General features: G+C 49.7%; 14 protein-coding genes and 1 riboswitch. Of the genes, 3 read left to right on the top strand and 11 right to left on the bottom strand.

Features of this window, described 5'->3' with window-relative positions; translation table 11 throughout:
• The first annotated feature begins 363 nt into the window (after positions 1–363).
• Positions 364–546, top strand: a riboswitch (Lysine riboswitch).
• Between the two features lie 99 nt (positions 547–645).
• Positions 646–2241: a Na+/H+ antiporter NhaC family protein gene (locus BIZ37_RS18965; RefSeq protein WP_107298542.1), complete on the top strand. Its 1596-nt coding sequence runs from the start codon at positions 646–648 to the stop codon at positions 2239–2241.
• A 71-nt stretch (positions 2242–2312) separates the two neighbouring features.
• On the opposite strand, the gene BIZ37_RS18960 is transcribed toward BIZ37_RS18965, so the two are convergent.
• Genes BIZ37_RS18960 through BIZ37_RS18940 form a run of 5 tightly spaced genes read right to left on the bottom strand, consistent with a single transcriptional unit; the run spans position 2313 to position 6886 of the window.
• Positions 2313–3182, bottom strand: a complete 870-nt coding sequence (locus BIZ37_RS18960; protein ID WP_187462808.1) for a hypothetical protein — start codon at positions 3180–3182, stop codon at positions 2313–2315.
• The gene (locus BIZ37_RS18955; RefSeq protein WP_187462807.1) at positions 3182–3991 is read right to left on the bottom strand and encodes an ABC transporter ATP-binding protein; all 810 of its coding nucleotides are present in this window, start codon (positions 3989–3991) and stop codon (positions 3182–3184) included. The genes BIZ37_RS18960 and BIZ37_RS18955 overlap by 1 nt, the downstream gene beginning before the upstream one ends.
• Positions 3991–4962: an iron ABC transporter permease gene (locus BIZ37_RS18950; protein WP_187462806.1), complete on the bottom strand. Its 972-nt coding sequence runs from the start codon at positions 4960–4962 to the stop codon at positions 3991–3993. The genes BIZ37_RS18955 and BIZ37_RS18950 overlap by 1 nt, the downstream gene beginning before the upstream one ends.
• A complete protein-coding gene (locus BIZ37_RS18945) occupies positions 4959–5951 on the bottom strand; it encodes a FecCD family ABC transporter permease (protein WP_370577397.1) in 993 nt (330 codons plus the stop codon). Before BIZ37_RS18945 ends, BIZ37_RS18950 begins: the two co-directional genes overlap by 4 nt.
• On the bottom strand, positions 5936–6886 hold the full coding sequence (locus tag BIZ37_RS18940) for an ABC transporter substrate-binding protein (protein WP_187462805.1): 951 nt from the start codon (positions 6884–6886) through the stop codon (positions 5936–5938). The genes BIZ37_RS18945 and BIZ37_RS18940 overlap by 16 nt, the downstream gene beginning before the upstream one ends.
• 155 nt (positions 6887–7041) lie before the next feature.
• Between BIZ37_RS18940 and BIZ37_RS18935 the strand changes: the two genes are divergently transcribed.
• Both BIZ37_RS18935 and BIZ37_RS18930 read left to right on the top strand, forming a co-directional pair.
• Positions 7042–9198, top strand: coding sequence for a TonB-dependent receptor (locus tag BIZ37_RS18935; protein ID WP_370577396.1), 2157 nt, complete (start codon positions 7042–7044; stop codon positions 9196–9198).
• 186 nt (positions 9199–9384) lie between these two features.
• Positions 9385–9963 carry a thymidine kinase gene (locus tag BIZ37_RS18930; RefSeq protein ID WP_107298543.1) on the top strand — a complete coding sequence of 193 codons (579 nt, stop codon included), beginning with the start codon at positions 9385–9387 and terminating at the stop codon, positions 9961–9963.
• A gap of 191 nt (positions 9964–10154) precedes the next feature.
• Here the strand turns inward: BIZ37_RS18930 and hisIE are convergent, their stop codons facing one another.
• From hisIE to hisC, 6 genes are read right to left on the bottom strand one after another with little or no spacing between them, the layout of a single operon-like run.
• Positions 10155–10781, bottom strand: a complete 627-nt coding sequence (gene hisIE, locus BIZ37_RS18925; RefSeq protein WP_107298544.1) for a bifunctional phosphoribosyl-AMP cyclohydrolase/phosphoribosyl-ATP diphosphatase HisIE — start codon at positions 10779–10781, stop codon at positions 10155–10157.
• Positions 10778–11551, bottom strand: coding sequence for an imidazole glycerol phosphate synthase subunit HisF (hisF, locus tag BIZ37_RS18920; RefSeq protein WP_187462804.1), 774 nt, complete (start codon positions 11549–11551; stop codon positions 10778–10780). Before hisF ends, hisIE begins: the two co-directional genes overlap by 4 nt.
• 17 nt (positions 11552–11568) lie before the next feature.
• Positions 11569–12303, bottom strand: coding sequence for a 1-(5-phosphoribosyl)-5-[(5-phosphoribosylamino)methylideneamino]imidazole-4-carboxamide isomerase (hisA, locus tag BIZ37_RS18915; RefSeq protein WP_187462803.1), 735 nt, complete (start codon positions 12301–12303; stop codon positions 11569–11571).
• A 20-nt stretch (positions 12304–12323) separates the two neighbouring features.
• A complete protein-coding gene (gene hisH / locus BIZ37_RS18910) occupies positions 12324–12959 on the bottom strand; it encodes an imidazole glycerol phosphate synthase subunit HisH (RefSeq protein WP_187462802.1) in 636 nt (211 codons plus the stop codon).
• On the bottom strand, positions 12959–14029 hold the full coding sequence (hisB, locus tag BIZ37_RS18905) for a bifunctional histidinol-phosphatase/imidazoleglycerol-phosphate dehydratase HisB (protein WP_187462801.1): 1071 nt from the start codon (positions 14027–14029) through the stop codon (positions 12959–12961). Before hisB ends, hisH begins: the two co-directional genes overlap by 1 nt.
• 16 nt (positions 14030–14045) lie before the next feature.
• Positions 14046–15092, bottom strand: a complete 1047-nt coding sequence (hisC, locus tag BIZ37_RS18900) for a histidinol-phosphate transaminase (RefSeq protein ID WP_187462810.1) — start codon at positions 15090–15092, stop codon at positions 14046–14048.
• Between the last annotated feature and the right edge of the window lie 3 nt (positions 15093–15095).

Genomic DNA, 15095 nt, shown 5'->3' with positions numbered 1-15095 from the left:
TCCTGTAGGTCCAAAACTATAAAATAATAATAGCAGTGCCAATTCAATAATTGCAATAATAATACTTTTAATACGGCGATGCCAAATAAAAAATGACGAGTTCATTTAATTTTTTGTGGTTTATATGGTTCAATTCTCATTTGTAATAAATTGTAATGGTCAGAATAAGTAAATATTCTTATCTAAAGACTGTTTAGTACTGATAAATATTTGCCATCAATTTCATATGTAAAAGCTATAATAAAATGCTTGTAAATGAGTGTTTTTTGTCCTCCGTCGCAAGACTATTCACTATTTTTGTCATTTTTTTCATCTTAACTTGTTGCATTTGGATATCTATTCCGTAGAATTGACCAGACCTAGACTAAGGGTAGAGGCGCATCGTCTATTAGTAGTAAATCGGAGGTGATTCCGAAGAGGATTTACGAAAGGAGCCGATGCCGAAGTAAACGCGGATTATCAAGCCCGTTTGCTGGGGTTGTCACCGAACAGGGACAACACTGCCATAGTATATAATTACATTAACTATGGAGCGCTACTGTGGAGTCGGAAAAGGGTAACTTCTCTTCCTTATGCTCTTTCATACACGACAAGATGTCGTGTTAAACAGTAGATCTCCAACCAGGATCGGTTGTAGTCGAGATCATGAATATTGTAGATTTTTCACATTCCGCCATGTCGTTGTTGCCACCTTTGGTTGCACTTGGCCTGGCTATCCTTACACGTCGTGTTTTAGTTTCCTTGGGTGTTGGTGTCCTGTTGGGCGCATTCCTGCTGACTGATTTTTCAATCGGCGGTACCGCTTCTTATATCGGAACCACAGTCACTGGCCTGTTTATTGATGACGGTGCCATCAATAGCTGGAACATGAGTATTGTCGCCTTCCTTATCTTGCTGGGTATGACCACAGCATTGCTTACACTTTCTGGCGGTACTCGTGCTTTTGCTGAATGGGCACAGACCAAAATCAAGAGCAAACGTGGTGCAAAACTGCTGGCCGCTTTTCTTGGCGTATTCATCTTCGTTGATGATTACTTCAACAGTCTGGCTGTAGGTTCGATTTCACGTCCTGTGACAGACCGTTTCTACGTGTCGCGCGCTAAACTGGCGTACATCCTTGACTCAACTGCTGCACCTATGTGTGTATTGATGCCAGCTTCTAGCTGGGGTGCATACATTATTACCCTTATCGGCGGTATCTTGGTGTCGCATGGCGTAACAGAATACACTCCGCTTGGCGCTTTCATGCAGTTGGCTCCAATGAACTTCTATGCAGTTTTTGCATTGCTGATGGTGTTCGTGGTGGCTTGGTTCCAAATTGATGTGGGCCCAATGAAGAAGCACGAGCTGGAAGCGAGCCATTGCCGTGGTTTCGACGAGGGTGACGACGACAGCCGTGCCAAAGACCTAAATGACGAACTTGAAATTGAAGAGAGCAAGAACGGCCGCGTTGCTGACTTGGTCATGCCAATCGTAACCCTGATTGTGGCAACCTTCTTCTTCATGCTGTTTACCGGCTACCAAGCTCTTGCTGCAGATGGCCTGGCATTTAGCGTACTGGGCGCTTTTGAGAATACTGATGTTGGTATGTCTCTGGTATACGGTGGTCTGGTTGGCTTTGCAGCTGCACTTATTCCAGTACTGCGCCAGCGTATTCCGATGGCTGATGTTTCTTCGACATTGTGGATTGGTGCCAAGTCGATGTTCGGTGCGATTTTAATCCTGCTGTTTGCGTGGAGTATCGGTACTGTAATTAGCGACATGGCGACAGGTAAATACCTATCGACTCTAGTTGAAGGCAGTATCGACCCTATGCTTCTTCCAGCTATCCTGTTCTTGCTAGCGGGTGTAATGGCATTTTCGACCGGTACTTCATGGGGTACGTTCGGTATCATGCTACCAATCGCAGGTGACTTGGCGGCAGCAACCGACATTATGCTAATGCTTCCAATGTTAGGTGCTGTGCTAGCTGGTTCGGTGTTCGGTGACCACTGTTCACCAATCTCTGATACAACTATCCTGTCGTCGACAGGTGCACGCTGTCACCACATCGACCACGTTGCAACACAGCTACCTTATGCGCTGTCTATGGCTGCAGTATCGACAATCGGCTTCCTGGTGCTGGGTTTCACCGGCTCGCTAGCTGTGTCGTTCATGACGGCAACCGTAGCGTTTATCGTGGCTTGTATCCTGCTTTCATGGCTATCGCGCCGTCCTCAGGAAGCAACGGCTAACGCATAACGCTTTGGGATAACTAAAAAGAGCCTGCAATTGCAGGCTCTTTTTGTTGGTAAGGAAAAGAAATGCTTGGGTTAATCCAGACGGCGAGAGAGATCGCGGTGATGTTGCTGCTGTTGGTGTTCCAGGCTTATTAGATTACAAACATCGCATTTGGCTTTGGTCCCGATTTTGTATTTCAGGCAGCAGGTTTCGCGGCGAATGAAAAACTGCTGAAAACCCTTGGCCTTAACTCCCTGTACACTGTTTAGCTTCGCTCCTTTGGCATAAACCATTCTGCTCAGTGTTTCTAACCATTGGTTGAGGCTTTCGGTATTGATTGCATCATTGCTGGTTTGAATAGGTTGCTCGGATAACTTTGTGAAAGCCAAGCCGCAGGCATAGAGAATATTGGCCCAAAATAGTTTCGGGTGTATTTTCTGTTGCCGGAAATAAGGCTCCATTTCAGACCCTAATTTCTCGATAACCTTGGCCAGGGCAATATCGAGTTGCTCCTCGTTATCTACAATCTGGCCTTGTTCCGATAGCCGGTCATCATTAAGGCAATAAAAGCCAACCCTGTGATTAATGCTGATTGACGAAACTTTATGGTTGTCACCAATTGTCATTGATAAATCAGATAACGAAAGTTTCAAAACCCGCCGGTATCTCAGCCTGTGCATGACGAGGGCTGGAAAAATCGTGGCGTTGACGAGTTTTTGCCACTCCGGCATTGCAAAGGCTGGCTTGGTATCGAGCGAACGACAAAATGCCTCAGCGGTAGAGGCGAACTCTTCGGCAAACCACTGTTCTGCATTGGTAGCCTCCGGTTTTGGCAACGGTGCCAGACGAAAAAACCAATGGTAATCGTTCAATCGTTTTAGTTGCTCTTCATTTTGATGTGTCACCGCATCGGGGATACGATCGAAGACAGGTTGTAACTGCTCGAAAATGTTCTGATTCATCAATGTCCTTCCTTTACAAAGGATCGGGGTAGGCAATAGTCGAGTCCATCTATGGTTTGGATTTGCCCTTCGACATGGAACACATTCTTTAGGGTGTTTGCATTGAGTACTTCAAGAGGGGCGCCTTGCTTAATAATTTGACCTTGCTGCATCAACACCAGTTCATCACAAAACTGAACAGCCTGGCTGAGTTCATGAAGCACATAGACGATGGTAAGGCCCCGTTCTCGATTGAGCCTTTTTAGCAACTCTAGCAGTTCCAGCTGGTGGCCGAGGTCAAGATAGCTGGTCGGCTCGTCGAGCATCAGCCATTTGGCCTCTTGTGCCAAGCACATTGCCAGCCACACGCGTTGCCTCTCCCCCCCGGAGAGAGCACTGACTAGCCGTTTTTCATAGCCCGCCAAGCCAACCGATGAAAGTGAGTCCTTAACAATACTATCGTCTTTTTCATTGTTGGACTGGTACCATTTCCTATGGGTGACTCGCCCCAGGCTTACCAAGTTTTCAACCAAAATGCCCTCGGGGGCCGTTGGGTGCTGGGGAAGGATTGCCACCTCTTTGGCGAGTTGCTTGAGCTTCCAGTTTTTTAGCGAACGGCCCTTGAACTGGATTTGCCCCTGTTGTGGCTCGATTGCACCCGTTAACGTCTTCATCAGGGTACTTTTACCGCAGCCGTTTGGGCCGATAAAGGCGGTGACCTGGCCTTCTTTCAGAGTGATATTTATATCGTTAAGTACACGCTTATCAGCATAACCGGCAACGATATTGTGGCCAGATAATGAATGATGGGAAAGGTTTTGACTGCCCATTATGCATTCTTCCTTAGCAGAATCAGAAAAAAGGGTACACCGATGAGGGCTGTTACCACACCGGCGGGTATTTCATTGGGGGCAAACAAGGTTTGTCCAAGCCAGTCAGCCGCAGCAAGAAAAATGCCGCCAAACAATGCGCTGAGCCATAGTGATAGCTTCACATGATGGTTGGTGAGTAATTTGGCCACATGTGGGATAACTAATCCGATGAAGCCAATAGGCCCTACGGTTGCTATAGCCGGCGCGGTGATAAATGCCGCTAGTGCAAGGAGCAATAGTCGGACCCTAGGCCCGTTGACACCAAGGCCCCTTAGTACCGGGTCCTCAAACCTTACCCACTGTAGCGGAACCGTTAAGCCAAGTAATAGGATGGTAGCCAGACAGAACCAAGGCCAGAGCATGGCGACTTGTTCCCACCCCCGGCCATATAGCCCACCGGCCATCCATTGCAGAGCCAAATCTGTACGGCCCTGACCTATAGTAAAAATTAACGCCGAACTTACTGCACCAAGGATGGCAGTGATGGCGACACCCGTCAGCAAAGTGAGTGATGGGTTGGCAAGCCTGCTCATCAATAATGTAGGAATGGTTGCGAGAAGCCCGCCGGTGATAGCAAAACTGATAAGGGCGTTTTCGATACTGATGCCCCAGCCAAACCAACCTGGTAGCAATAAAGCACACACTGCCCCCAGTGATGCCCCGGCATTGACGCCAAGCACGCCACTGTCGGCCAGCGGGTTTCGCAGGGTTGTTTGGAGCAGGTAGCCCGAAACGGATAGTAGAGCCCCGGCCATCAACGCCAGTACGAAGCGAGGCACAGCTAAAGACCAAAAAGGGTCAAAGCGATTTGTTTCATACGTCAACATCGCCGATGTCAATTCAGGGGCAAGTGTCCCTGATGAAATGAAATACAGCCCAGAAAGGGTGAGTAAGGCTATGGCGCCTAACGGAAATAACAACCGGTTCATCCAGAGACCCTCGCCCTTTGAATAATAAGATAGAGGAACCACGGTGCCCCCATTAGGGCCGTTAGGACACCAATCGGAATTTCAAGTGGCATTAGAAGGGTTCGGGCCAATAAGTCCGCCAAGGTGAGCAGTGCAGCACCGATAATAGCGGCACCGAGCAAGCCTGTACGGGTCAATCTTGCAAGGTGGGGTGCGACAAGCCCTATAAAGCCGACGGGACCAAATGCTCCGACGCAGGCAGCCGTCAAAACCACGGCAAGCACACCAAAGACCAAACGGTATTGGTTTAGGTTCACCCCAATCCCTCGTGCGACTTGATCATCCAACTGGAGGTAAAGCCTTTGTTTGTTGGTCAGGGCCAACAAGATAACGATGAGTACGGTTGCTGAGAATAGAGGAGTGAATACTTCCCAATTTGCCCCTGCAATGCTGCCGGTGAGCCAGAAAAATAGCGATTCGCTGTCTACCCGGTCCGTAAGTAATACCAGGGTGACACAAGCTTGGCAGAATGCACTGACAGCAATACCGGCCAGTGCCAACCTCGCCGGTGTGACACCTTGCTTCCAGCTGATCGAAATTGTTGTAAAGCCGCCGAGGATACCACCGAGAATACCCAGCACTAAGGTGGGGGCAGGCCATGCCATTAACTCGGATATCATCACTGCTAGCGCGGCACCTGACATTACCCCAGTCAGGTTGGGTGAAGCGAGTGGATTGCGCACGACGGCTTGCATCAGCCACCCAGAAATAGCCAGCGCAGCACCTCCGGTTAATGCAACCAGGGTACGGGGTAGCCTCAACTCCCAAAGTACCAATGAAGCTTTTGATGTGTCAGCGTGGACCAATATTGAGAGCGCCTGGGCGAGTGAAAAATCATACACGCCAGAGGTGAGCGATATTGCGATGATAACGGACAATAGCAAGGGGATAAGGCTGAGCATGAGCCAGTTTTGTGTCTTGCCGATACGGGGCGCTACGGGTTGAGGCACAATGCCTCCTTGATAAGTTCTTGGCTAGGAGCCGGGAATTGAGCGGGTGATATTTTATGGGCAATATCCATTGCTACCCAAAGTCGGGATAGGGGGCCTTCCGGCTCCCGCCATGTCATATCGACAAGGAAAACCCTATTATTTTTTACCGCTTCGAGATTTTGCCAAATAGTGCTACCGGTAAACTGAGCCTGTGATGAGCGGTACATAAAAATTACATCCGGATCGAGTTTAAGCAACCATTCCAGTCCCACTTGGCCGGAAAACGGAGCTTTGGTGTGGTAGGGAGATGCACCAATCGCATTCTCTATGTTTAGCCTTTCCATGATACCGACGGTCATAAAATGGGAGTAATAGGCTCTTGGCGTGACACCGGCACTGGTCAGGAATACCCCGCTTGTACCTTCGGGAATGCTTTGTTTTATTTGATCTAGCGTATTGAGAAAACAGGTGTTTATTCTTTTACCGGCTTCTTCTTTCCCTAGTAATTTTGCACTGCGTTCAACCGCAGACAGGCTATCTTCGAACGTGATGAGATCAAATGCTGCCAAAGGGGCTATTTGATTAAACCGAGCAGCATAAGGCTCCACCATCCGGCTAAGGCCGATGATAATGTCCGGCGAGGTATGGAATAAGTATTCAAAGTTCGTTCTGGACCTAGGGCCAAGGTCAGGTACTTGCTCCAGGGACTTCAGATATGTGGGAAGTTGGCCTGGATAGGAGGACATTCCAACAGGTTTACGCCCTAACGCTAACATCATCTCGGCACCGAAAGTCGAAACACTGGCCACGCGGATATCATCGGAAGAAGGGCCTGGTGACAGGTGGTTGTTGAGGTCATCGGTGATTGTTTCTGATATTGCTTGTGAAGTCAGAGGCTTAAAGAGGGCAAGTAGCAGCAGAGACCAAATTACGGAACGGTTATAACGCAGCATCTTAAATACAAACTCTTCTCATTGCTGTTTACTTTATCAAAAGGCGTGCTAGACTAGCACGCCCAGCATAAACCAGCAACTGAAGCAGCATAAAATGTCACTTTAATAGCTGGTAAAACATCTTGCGCATTTGCATTTAAAATGGATTAGAAACAGTGAATTACACCGCTTTGAGTTTGGCAGTTGCCGCTGCTCTTACTTCAGTTCCCGCTTTGGCAAACAATGACCAAGCTTCTTCAGATACATCAGCCATGGATACTGTGGTAGTTACTGCAAGCCGTAGCCAGCAGCAGTTGACCGACGTACCACGCTCAATCACTGTTATTGATCAAGAGCAGGTCTCGCGCCTGATGGACCAAAGCCAGGATATCAATGATGTGCTGTCGGTATTGGTACCGGGAATGGGGACATCGATTCATGGCAACCTAAGCAGTAAAGGCCAGAACAACATCCGTGGCCGTCGAGTCCTGCTAATGATTGATGGTGTCGCGCAGAACAACAGCTTCCTCGATTTTGGTCAGGAAATGTCTGCCATTGACCCGCAGAATATCGAACGCATCGAAGTTATCCGAGGTGGCTCGGCGGTGTACGGCTTGGGTGCCCAGGGCGGTATTATCAACATCATTACCAAAATGCCAATCGAAGGTGAAACTCAGTACCGAACTAAAGTCGGTACCAACTTCCAAGAGTTTGGCAGTGATTCGTTTAGCTGGAATGTATATCAGGAAGCGCAAGGCGGTGATGACAAGAACCAATGGCGTGTTGGTTTGGGTTACGATCAGCGTGGTGGCAGTTTTGATGCCGATGGCGACCGTTTACCATCGGTCAATAATGCTGACGATATGGATAACATCAATCTGAGTGCGGTATGGAATCACAACTTGGATGCAGAGCGCTCCCTGACCTTTACCCTTGGGTACCGTAACATTACCGATAACGACGGGTGGTGTGCGACTGGCGGTGATGCGAAAAACGGTGTTACGGCAGAGGCTGAACATTGTGGCGCCGGTTTCAATAACGGTGTGAATGGGGCTGTTGATAGTGATGGCAACCCAGCGCAGCCAAATGACGTTACGCGTACTTTTGCCAATTATCAGGTACGTTACCAAGATCTTGGTTTTTCTCTGGGTATGCTGGACCTAACCGGTTACTGGATGACTCAGGACACCGAGACACTGACTTTGAAGATGGAAGACAAAAACCCGAACTCTCCAACGTTTGGAAAGGTCTTCTATGGTCATAATGAAACTGATTTTGACCGTTACGGCTTGAAATTAAATATCGCCAGCATGCTGGACTGGGCTGATGTTACCTGGGGCCTCGATGTCGAGCAGCAATCTTTCAAGCAGCCAAATAGTGTGGGCTTTGCAAACAACACCCCGGATGTTGAGCAGTTTGCCATTGCGCCGTTTGGTCAGTTTACCAGTTATGTGACTGAAGACACTTCTGTTTCTTACGGTGTTCGCTATGAATACGTGCGTATGAATGTTGATGACTTTATTGTCGGCAATACCCACAGCAATGCGGGTAAAGAAGTTGAAGGTGGTTCACCGTATTTTGATGAGTTCCTATTTAATGTCGGTGTGACTCATTATCTCACCCCTGAGCATCAAGTGTTTGCTTCTTTTGCACAGGGCCTGTCTACCAATGAAGCTCTGCGAGATATCCGTACCGGCAACAGTTCTACCGTTGAAGGGGCGATACAACCAATAACAACCGATAACTATGAAATTGGTTTGCGTGGTTTGGTGAACCAGGCCGATTACTCTGTGGCTGTGTTCTTCAGTGAGTCAGATCTGGGCGCAACGTTGAATTACGATGAGGTTAATGATCGTCTTGTGAGCACCCGTGCGCCTGAGCGAATCTGGGGTGCAGAAGCAACCTTGGGTTACTCATTCTCAGCAAACCTGCGTAATGACAATACAATTTCATGGCAAGAGGGTGAGCGTAAGCTCGAAGGGGAGTCAGATTGGGAACCGCTTGACGGTACCCGTATTGCCCCTGTCAAGATTACCTCTAGCTGGCAATACGATGCCAAAGAGCTTGGCCGCTATAACCTGGATATGATCTACTCAGGTAGCCGAGACAAAGAAGATGAGATCACATCAGGTGCAAAATATGCTGTCGATAGCTTCTTCCTAATGAATGCAGGTATGTATTACGACCTGCCGGTAGGTACTATCAACTTTGCCGTTGAGAACCTGTTGAACGAAGATTACATCACACCTTATGCGCAATCTGAGCTTAACAACAGCCGTTACTACAACGCTCCGGGTCGCCGCTTCTTCCTAGGTTATGAAGTGAAGTACTAATCGTATAGGGCTTTTGCCTTGAAGTAGAAAGCCAAGTAATTATATTGCTTGGCTTTTTTATTTTCGATTCAGCTGTGAGGTAAAAATAGTTGTGGAAGTTGACCTGCTTCCTTTCAATCCTCGAGGCTTTTCTGTAGCATTCCGGCTGATTTTTTCACGCACCAATCGTATTACTAGGGAAGCTTAATGGCCCAGATGTATTTCTATTACTCGGCAATGAATGCGGGTAAGTCGACAACATTATTACAGTCATCATTTAATTACCGCGAACGCGGCATGACACCGGTGATTTTTACCGCCGCGATTGATGACCGTTACGGCAAAGGCAAGGTCAGCTCACGTATTGGTTTGCAGGAAGAGGCGGAGCTATTTAACGCCAGCGACGATCTTTACGCGCGCATGCAGGATATGAATTCGGCGAAAAAAGTCGACTGTGTATTGATTGATGAGTGCCAGTTCTTGACCAAAGAGCAGGTATATCAATTAACCGAAGTGGTCGATAAGCTACATATTCCTGTGCTTTGCTATGGTCTTCGCAGTGATTTCCGTGGTGAGCTATTTGAAGGCAGCCGTTATTTGCTGGCGTGGGCAGATAAGCTGGTTGAACTGAAAACCATCTGCCACTGTGGCCGCAAAGCCAATATGGTTATTCGCCAGGATGCCAGCGGCAAGGCTATTGCCGACGGTGATCAGGTTGAAATTGGCGGTAATGACCGTTATGTATCGGTATGCCGCAAACACTACAAAGAAGCGCTTGAGCGTTAACTTCGATATTGTGCTCAAACAGCAGAATATAGTTTCAAAAACGCATAAAGACATCCCTGTCGCTCTGACCCTGGAGCGCCAGCCCGGACCATCCTTGGCGGGTAAGTTTTGAAACTTTACCCTGCTGATTAGATCTACTATTAACAATAAAGCCCAGTAATACTGGGCTTTATTGTATCTAGAGGAAGGCGTTATTTGTGGCGTTCCTGCAATTTGGCGGTGACATCCGACAGTGACTTGCCTTGGTCTTGCAGCAGTACCAGCAAGTGGTAAATCAAGTCGGCGGATTCGCAGATCAGCTCCTCCTTGTCACCCGACGTTGCCGCAAGCGCGACTTCAACCCCTTCTTCACCCACCTTTTGCGAAATCCGCTTGGTGCCACGGGCATAGAGGCTGGCAGTGTAGGACGAATCAGGATCGGCACCTTTACGAGAAGCCAAGACCTGCTCAAGTTGATGAAGGAACACCAAGGCAGGTTGCTCGACCTGTCCTTCTTCAGCCGTATCATTGCTAAAGCAGGTAGGGGTGCCCAAGTGGCAGGTTGGGCCGATAGGGTCGACTTTTACCAGTAGGGTGTCTTGGTCACAGTCCAGCTTGATGCTTTTTAGCTGGAGCACATTGCCCGAGGTTTCGCCCTTGGTCCAAAGCCGCTCTTTGGTACGGGACCAGAAGGTGACCTGTTTGGTTTCCAAGGTTTTGTTCAGGGCTTCATCATTCATATAACCCAGCATCAGTACCTGGCCGCTGGTGTTGTCCTGGACAATCGCCGGCACCAATCCGTCTACTTTTTCCCAATTAATACTGCTTACAAGGCTCATAGTCGGATCTCCACATCTTGTTGTTTCAGGTATTGCTTAAGCTCACCAATATTGATGATTTGCTTGTGGAATACCGAGGCAGCCAAAGCACCATCGACATTCGCTTTGCTAAACGCATCGGCAAAATGCACCATCTCGCCGGCACCGCCAGAGGCGATAAGCGGAACATGGCAGACTTCACGTACCATGTTAAGTTGGGTGAGATCGTAGCCGTTGCGTACACCATCCTGGTTCATCATGTTCAGGACGATTTCACCGGCCCCACGGCGCTGGACTTCCTGCACCCAATCACGGGTTTCCCAGCGGGTTGCTTTGGTACGGCTTTCGTCACCTGTGAACTGGTAAACTTGGTATTTGCCGGTGTCGGCATCGAAATATGAGTCGATACCGACCACGATACATTGAACCCCAAATTTATCCGCCAGCTCGGTGATCAGGTTGGGATCCGCCAGTGCCGGTGAGTTAATCGAGACTTTGTCTGCGCCAAACTGCAAGATGCGGCTGGCGTCCTCGGCAGATTTGATCCCGCCGGCAACACAGAAAGGAATGTCGATCACTTCTGCGACGCGGGCAACCCAGCTTTTATCAACCACACGGCCATCGCTTGAAGCAGTGATATCGTAGAACACCAGTTCGTCGGCACCCTCTTCGGCGTAGCGTTTGGCAAGTGGAACGATGTCACCGATGATTTCGTGGTTGCGGAACTGTACCCCTTTAACCACCTGGCCATCCCTAACATCGAGGCAGGGAATAATTCGTCTTGCTAACATTTATTGTCTCCTTGCCCTTATTCTGCCCAGCAAGCAAAAGCTTGCTCTGCGGTAAACTTGCCATCAAGCAGGGCTCGGCCGACGATTACGCCAGCGACCCCAGAACCTTTCAGCGCTGCGATGTCATCGAGCGAACCAATGCCGCCAGACGACTGGAACTGAACTTGCGGGTATTGGGCACACAAATCTTGGTACAGTTCGACGTTCGAGCCTTCCAGTGTGCCATCCCGTGAGATATCGGTACATAGTACATGCTTAAGGCCAACCGTCAGGAAGTCGTCGAGTAGGGCTTCGATGGTGACGCCCGAATCTTCCTGCCAACCGGAAACGGCGACATTGCGTTTGCCATCGGCATCAATATTGATATCGAGTGCCAGAACAATGTGCTCAGGGCCATACTTTTCCATCCAGCCTTTAACAAGTTCTGGCTGTTTGACGGCAGTCGAGCCGATCACCACACGCTGGGCACCGGCATTAAGCAAATCAGCGACATCTTGTTCGGTACGGACGCCACCACCAATCTGGATATTGGCTGGTGTGCTGGCCAGCAGTTGACTGATCAAATCAAGCTGGCGGGCCGAGGTATCTTTGGCACCGGTTAGATCAACCAAGTGCAGCCAGTTCGCACCGGCCTGGTGGTATAAGTTGAATTGCTCGGCAGGGTCGACTTTGTATTCGGTTACCTTGCCGTAGTCTCCTTGAAACAGGCGGACAACCTGACCTTCAATTAAATCGAGTGCGGGAATAATCATATCAAGTCCTTTTGGTGTCCTTACATTTCAAGAAAGTTTTTGATCAACTGGGAGCCAGCTTTGCTCGAGCGCTCCGGGTGGAATTGGACGCCGTAGTAGTTACCGCTCTGGACCGCAGCGGTAAACGGTTGGCCGTATTCGCAACTGGCAATCGTGCGTCCTGCTTCTGGTATATCGAAAACAGGCATCGCATAGCTGTGGACAAAGTAAAAATAGCTGCCAGCAGGAATGCCCTTGAACAAGGGGTGATCCTGCTCGGCGGTAACGGTATTCCAACCCATGTGGGGTAGGGGTAGTTCGCCAGTTTGCATCTTCTTCACTGGCGCACCGCAAAGGCCGAGGCAGTTAACCTGCTCGGTGCCGCTTTGGCCTTGTTCTTCCGACAGTTCGCCCAGCAACTGCATACCGAGGCAGATGCCAAGCAGCGGTTTGTCGACCTGCTTTACCAGATTGATAAGATCACGCTCTTCAAGGTTTTTCATCGCCTCGCTGGCAGTGCCCACACCCGGTAGGAACAGTTTGTCTGCAGCCAGAACAACGTCAGGATCTTTGCTGACGGTCACGGCATAGCCCAACCGCTCAATGGCAAAGCGCACCGATGACACGTTGGCACAACCGGTATCGATGATGACGACTTGCTGGTTAGATGCTGACATTACAATACTCCCTTGCTGCTCGGTAGTTCGTTACCTTCTACCCGAATGGCCTGACGCAGGGTACGGCCAAAGGCTTTGAACAGGCTCTCGACGATGTGGTGATCATTGTTACCCGTCGATGAAAGGTGCAGGGTGCATGCCAGCGTATCAGTCAGCGAGCGGAAGAAGTGGGAAACCATTTCCGTCGACAGATCGCCAACTTGCTCGCGGCTGAAAGTCGCATCGAACTTGAGATAAGGGCGTCCTGACAAATCCAATGCACACTGTGCCAGGCATTCGTCCATCGGCAGGCTGAAGCCGAAGCGGCCAATACCACGCTTGTCGCCCAGTGCTTTTTTCAATGCTTCACCCAGAGCCAGTGCGGCATCTTCAACGCTGTGGTGATCGTCGATGTGAAGGTCGCCATCGACGGTTAGCTCCATGCGGAAGCCACCGTGGGTCGCGATTTGATCCAGCATGTGATCAAAGAAGCCAAGCCCGGTGGCAATGTGGTTGCCGCCAGTCTCATCCAGGTTTACCTTGACGCGGATATCGGTTTCCTTGGTCGTCCGCACCACTTCGGCGATCCGTGGACGGGTCGTAAGATCTTTAACGATCTGTTGCCAGTCCATCGTCTGCGGATTGTACTGGATGCCTCGGATAGCCATGTTTTCCGCCAGTTGCAGGTCGGTTTGGCGGTCGCCAATCACAGCCGATGTTTCGAAATCGACCCTGCCTTGCTGGAGGTAGCCTTTGACCAAACCCAGCTTGGGCTTGCGGCAACTGCAGTTGTCTTCATCGAAGTGCGGGCAGATCAGGACATCATCAAACTTCACCCCTTGGGATTCAAAGATCTCCATCATCATATTGTGCGGGGCATCGAAATCTTCCTGCGGGTAGCTGCTGGTTCCCAGACCGTCCTGGTTGGTGACCATCACCAATTTATAACCGGCATCCTGAAGCTTCAGCAGTGCAGGGATCACAAAAGGCTCCAGCTTGAGCTTGTCGAGGCGGTCTACCTGGAAGTCGATTGGTGGTTCAACGATCAGGGTGCCGTCACGGTCGATAAATAAGATTTTTTCCTTGCTCACAGTGTTGTCCTTTCTCTTAATTTTGTCCTAGCTGCTCTCGGATGAAGGCCAGTGTTTTTTCACATTCGTCGCGATTACCGATACTGATACGGATACAGTTCTCGATCGGCGAGCGGCGCAAGATAATGCCGTGGTCCCACAGGGCGCTGAACAGGGCATCAGCGTCAGGGAATTTCACCAGCAAGTAGTTGCCGTAACCCTCGTACACGGTAACACCTTCCAACATCCCGAGCCCTGCCTGAAGGTAGGCACGGTTGGCGCTGATATCCAATACTTGGAACTTGGTTTTGGCACGCCCTGCAGGGGAGAGTGCCTGTACCGCGATATCGGTCACCGGAACTGGGACAGGATATGGGGCAATGACTTTCAGGAGCAACTCAATCACTTCCTGGTTGGCAATGGTAAAGCCACAACGAAGGCCGGCAAGGGCGAAAGCCTTTGATAAAGTACGCAAAACTACCAAGTTAGGGTATTGCTCCAGCATGTTCGCCGTTGTTTCTTCGAGGCAGAAATCGATGTAAGCCTCGTCAACGACAACCAGAGCCTTGCCCTGGGTCATATCCAGCAGGGATTCGATATCTTGGCGCTTGATAAGGTTGCCGGTTGGGTTGTTCGGGCTGCAGACAAAAACCAGCTTCACACCGTCAAGGTTTTCGCGGATACCCTCCAGATCCAACTGCCAATCAGCAGTCAGTGGAACGGTCTTCGTCGCGACATCGAAGGTTTCCGCACTGATGGCATACATGCCATAAGTTGGTGGGCAGTACAGAATACTGTCTTGGTTTGGCTCGCAGAAAGCGCGGATCAGTAGCTCGATACCTTCATCGGCACCGCGTGATGTCAATACCTGCTCAGGGCGTACCGAAGCATAATCGGCATAGGCTTCAATTAGCTCTGCAGGCTGGCAGGTACTGTAACGGTTGAGGCGATCGCATTTGATATTGTATTCGTTGGCAAACGGAGATTCGTTGGCATTGAGCCAGATATCGCCACTGCCGCCAAGACGGCGGGCTGACTGGTAAGGCGTCAGTTCGCGAACAGTTTTACGTGCCAGTTGCTCAATCTT

The organism is Photobacterium sp. BZF1, from assembly GCF_014349205.1.
Taxonomy (GTDB): Bacteria; Pseudomonadota; Gammaproteobacteria; order Enterobacterales; family Vibrionaceae; genus Photobacterium.
The sequence above is the reverse complement of the archived record's forward strand: the minus strand, read 5'-3'. Positions and strand labels throughout refer to the sequence as shown.

Excerpts from the sequence above, each read along its gene's own strand:
- BIZ37_RS18940 (WP_187462805.1), bottom strand. The coding sequence starts at position 6,886 with ATGCTGCGTTATAACCGTTCCGTAATTTGGTCTCTGCTGCTACTTGCC.
- BIZ37_RS18960 (WP_187462808.1), bottom strand. The coding sequence starts at position 3,182 with ATGAATCAGAACATTTTCGAGCAGTTACAACCTGTCTTCGATCGTATC.
- hisIE (WP_107298544.1), bottom strand. The coding sequence starts at position 10,781 with ATGAGCCTTGTAAGCAGTATTAATTGGGAAAAAGTAGACGGATTGGTG.
- hisH (WP_187462802.1), bottom strand. The coding sequence starts at position 12,959 with ATGTCAGCATCTAACCAGCAAGTCGTCATCATCGATACCGGTTGTGCC.
- BIZ37_RS18965 (WP_107298542.1), top strand. The coding sequence starts at position 646 with ATGAATATTGTAGATTTTTCACATTCCGCCATGTCGTTGTTGCCACCT.
- BIZ37_RS18930 (WP_107298543.1), top strand. The coding sequence starts at position 9,385 with ATGGCCCAGATGTATTTCTATTACTCGGCAATGAATGCGGGTAAGTCG.
- hisA (WP_187462803.1), bottom strand. The coding sequence starts at position 12,303 with ATGATTATTCCCGCACTCGATTTAATTGAAGGTCAGGTTGTCCGCCTG.
- BIZ37_RS18955 (WP_187462807.1), bottom strand. The coding sequence starts at position 3,991 with ATGGGCAGTCAAAACCTTTCCCATCATTCATTATCTGGCCACAATATC.
- hisF (WP_187462804.1), bottom strand. The coding sequence starts at position 11,551 with ATGTTAGCAAGACGAATTATTCCCTGCCTCGATGTTAGGGATGGCCAG.
- BIZ37_RS18950 (WP_187462806.1), bottom strand. The coding sequence starts at position 4,962 with ATGAACCGGTTGTTATTTCCGTTAGGCGCCATAGCCTTACTCACCCTT.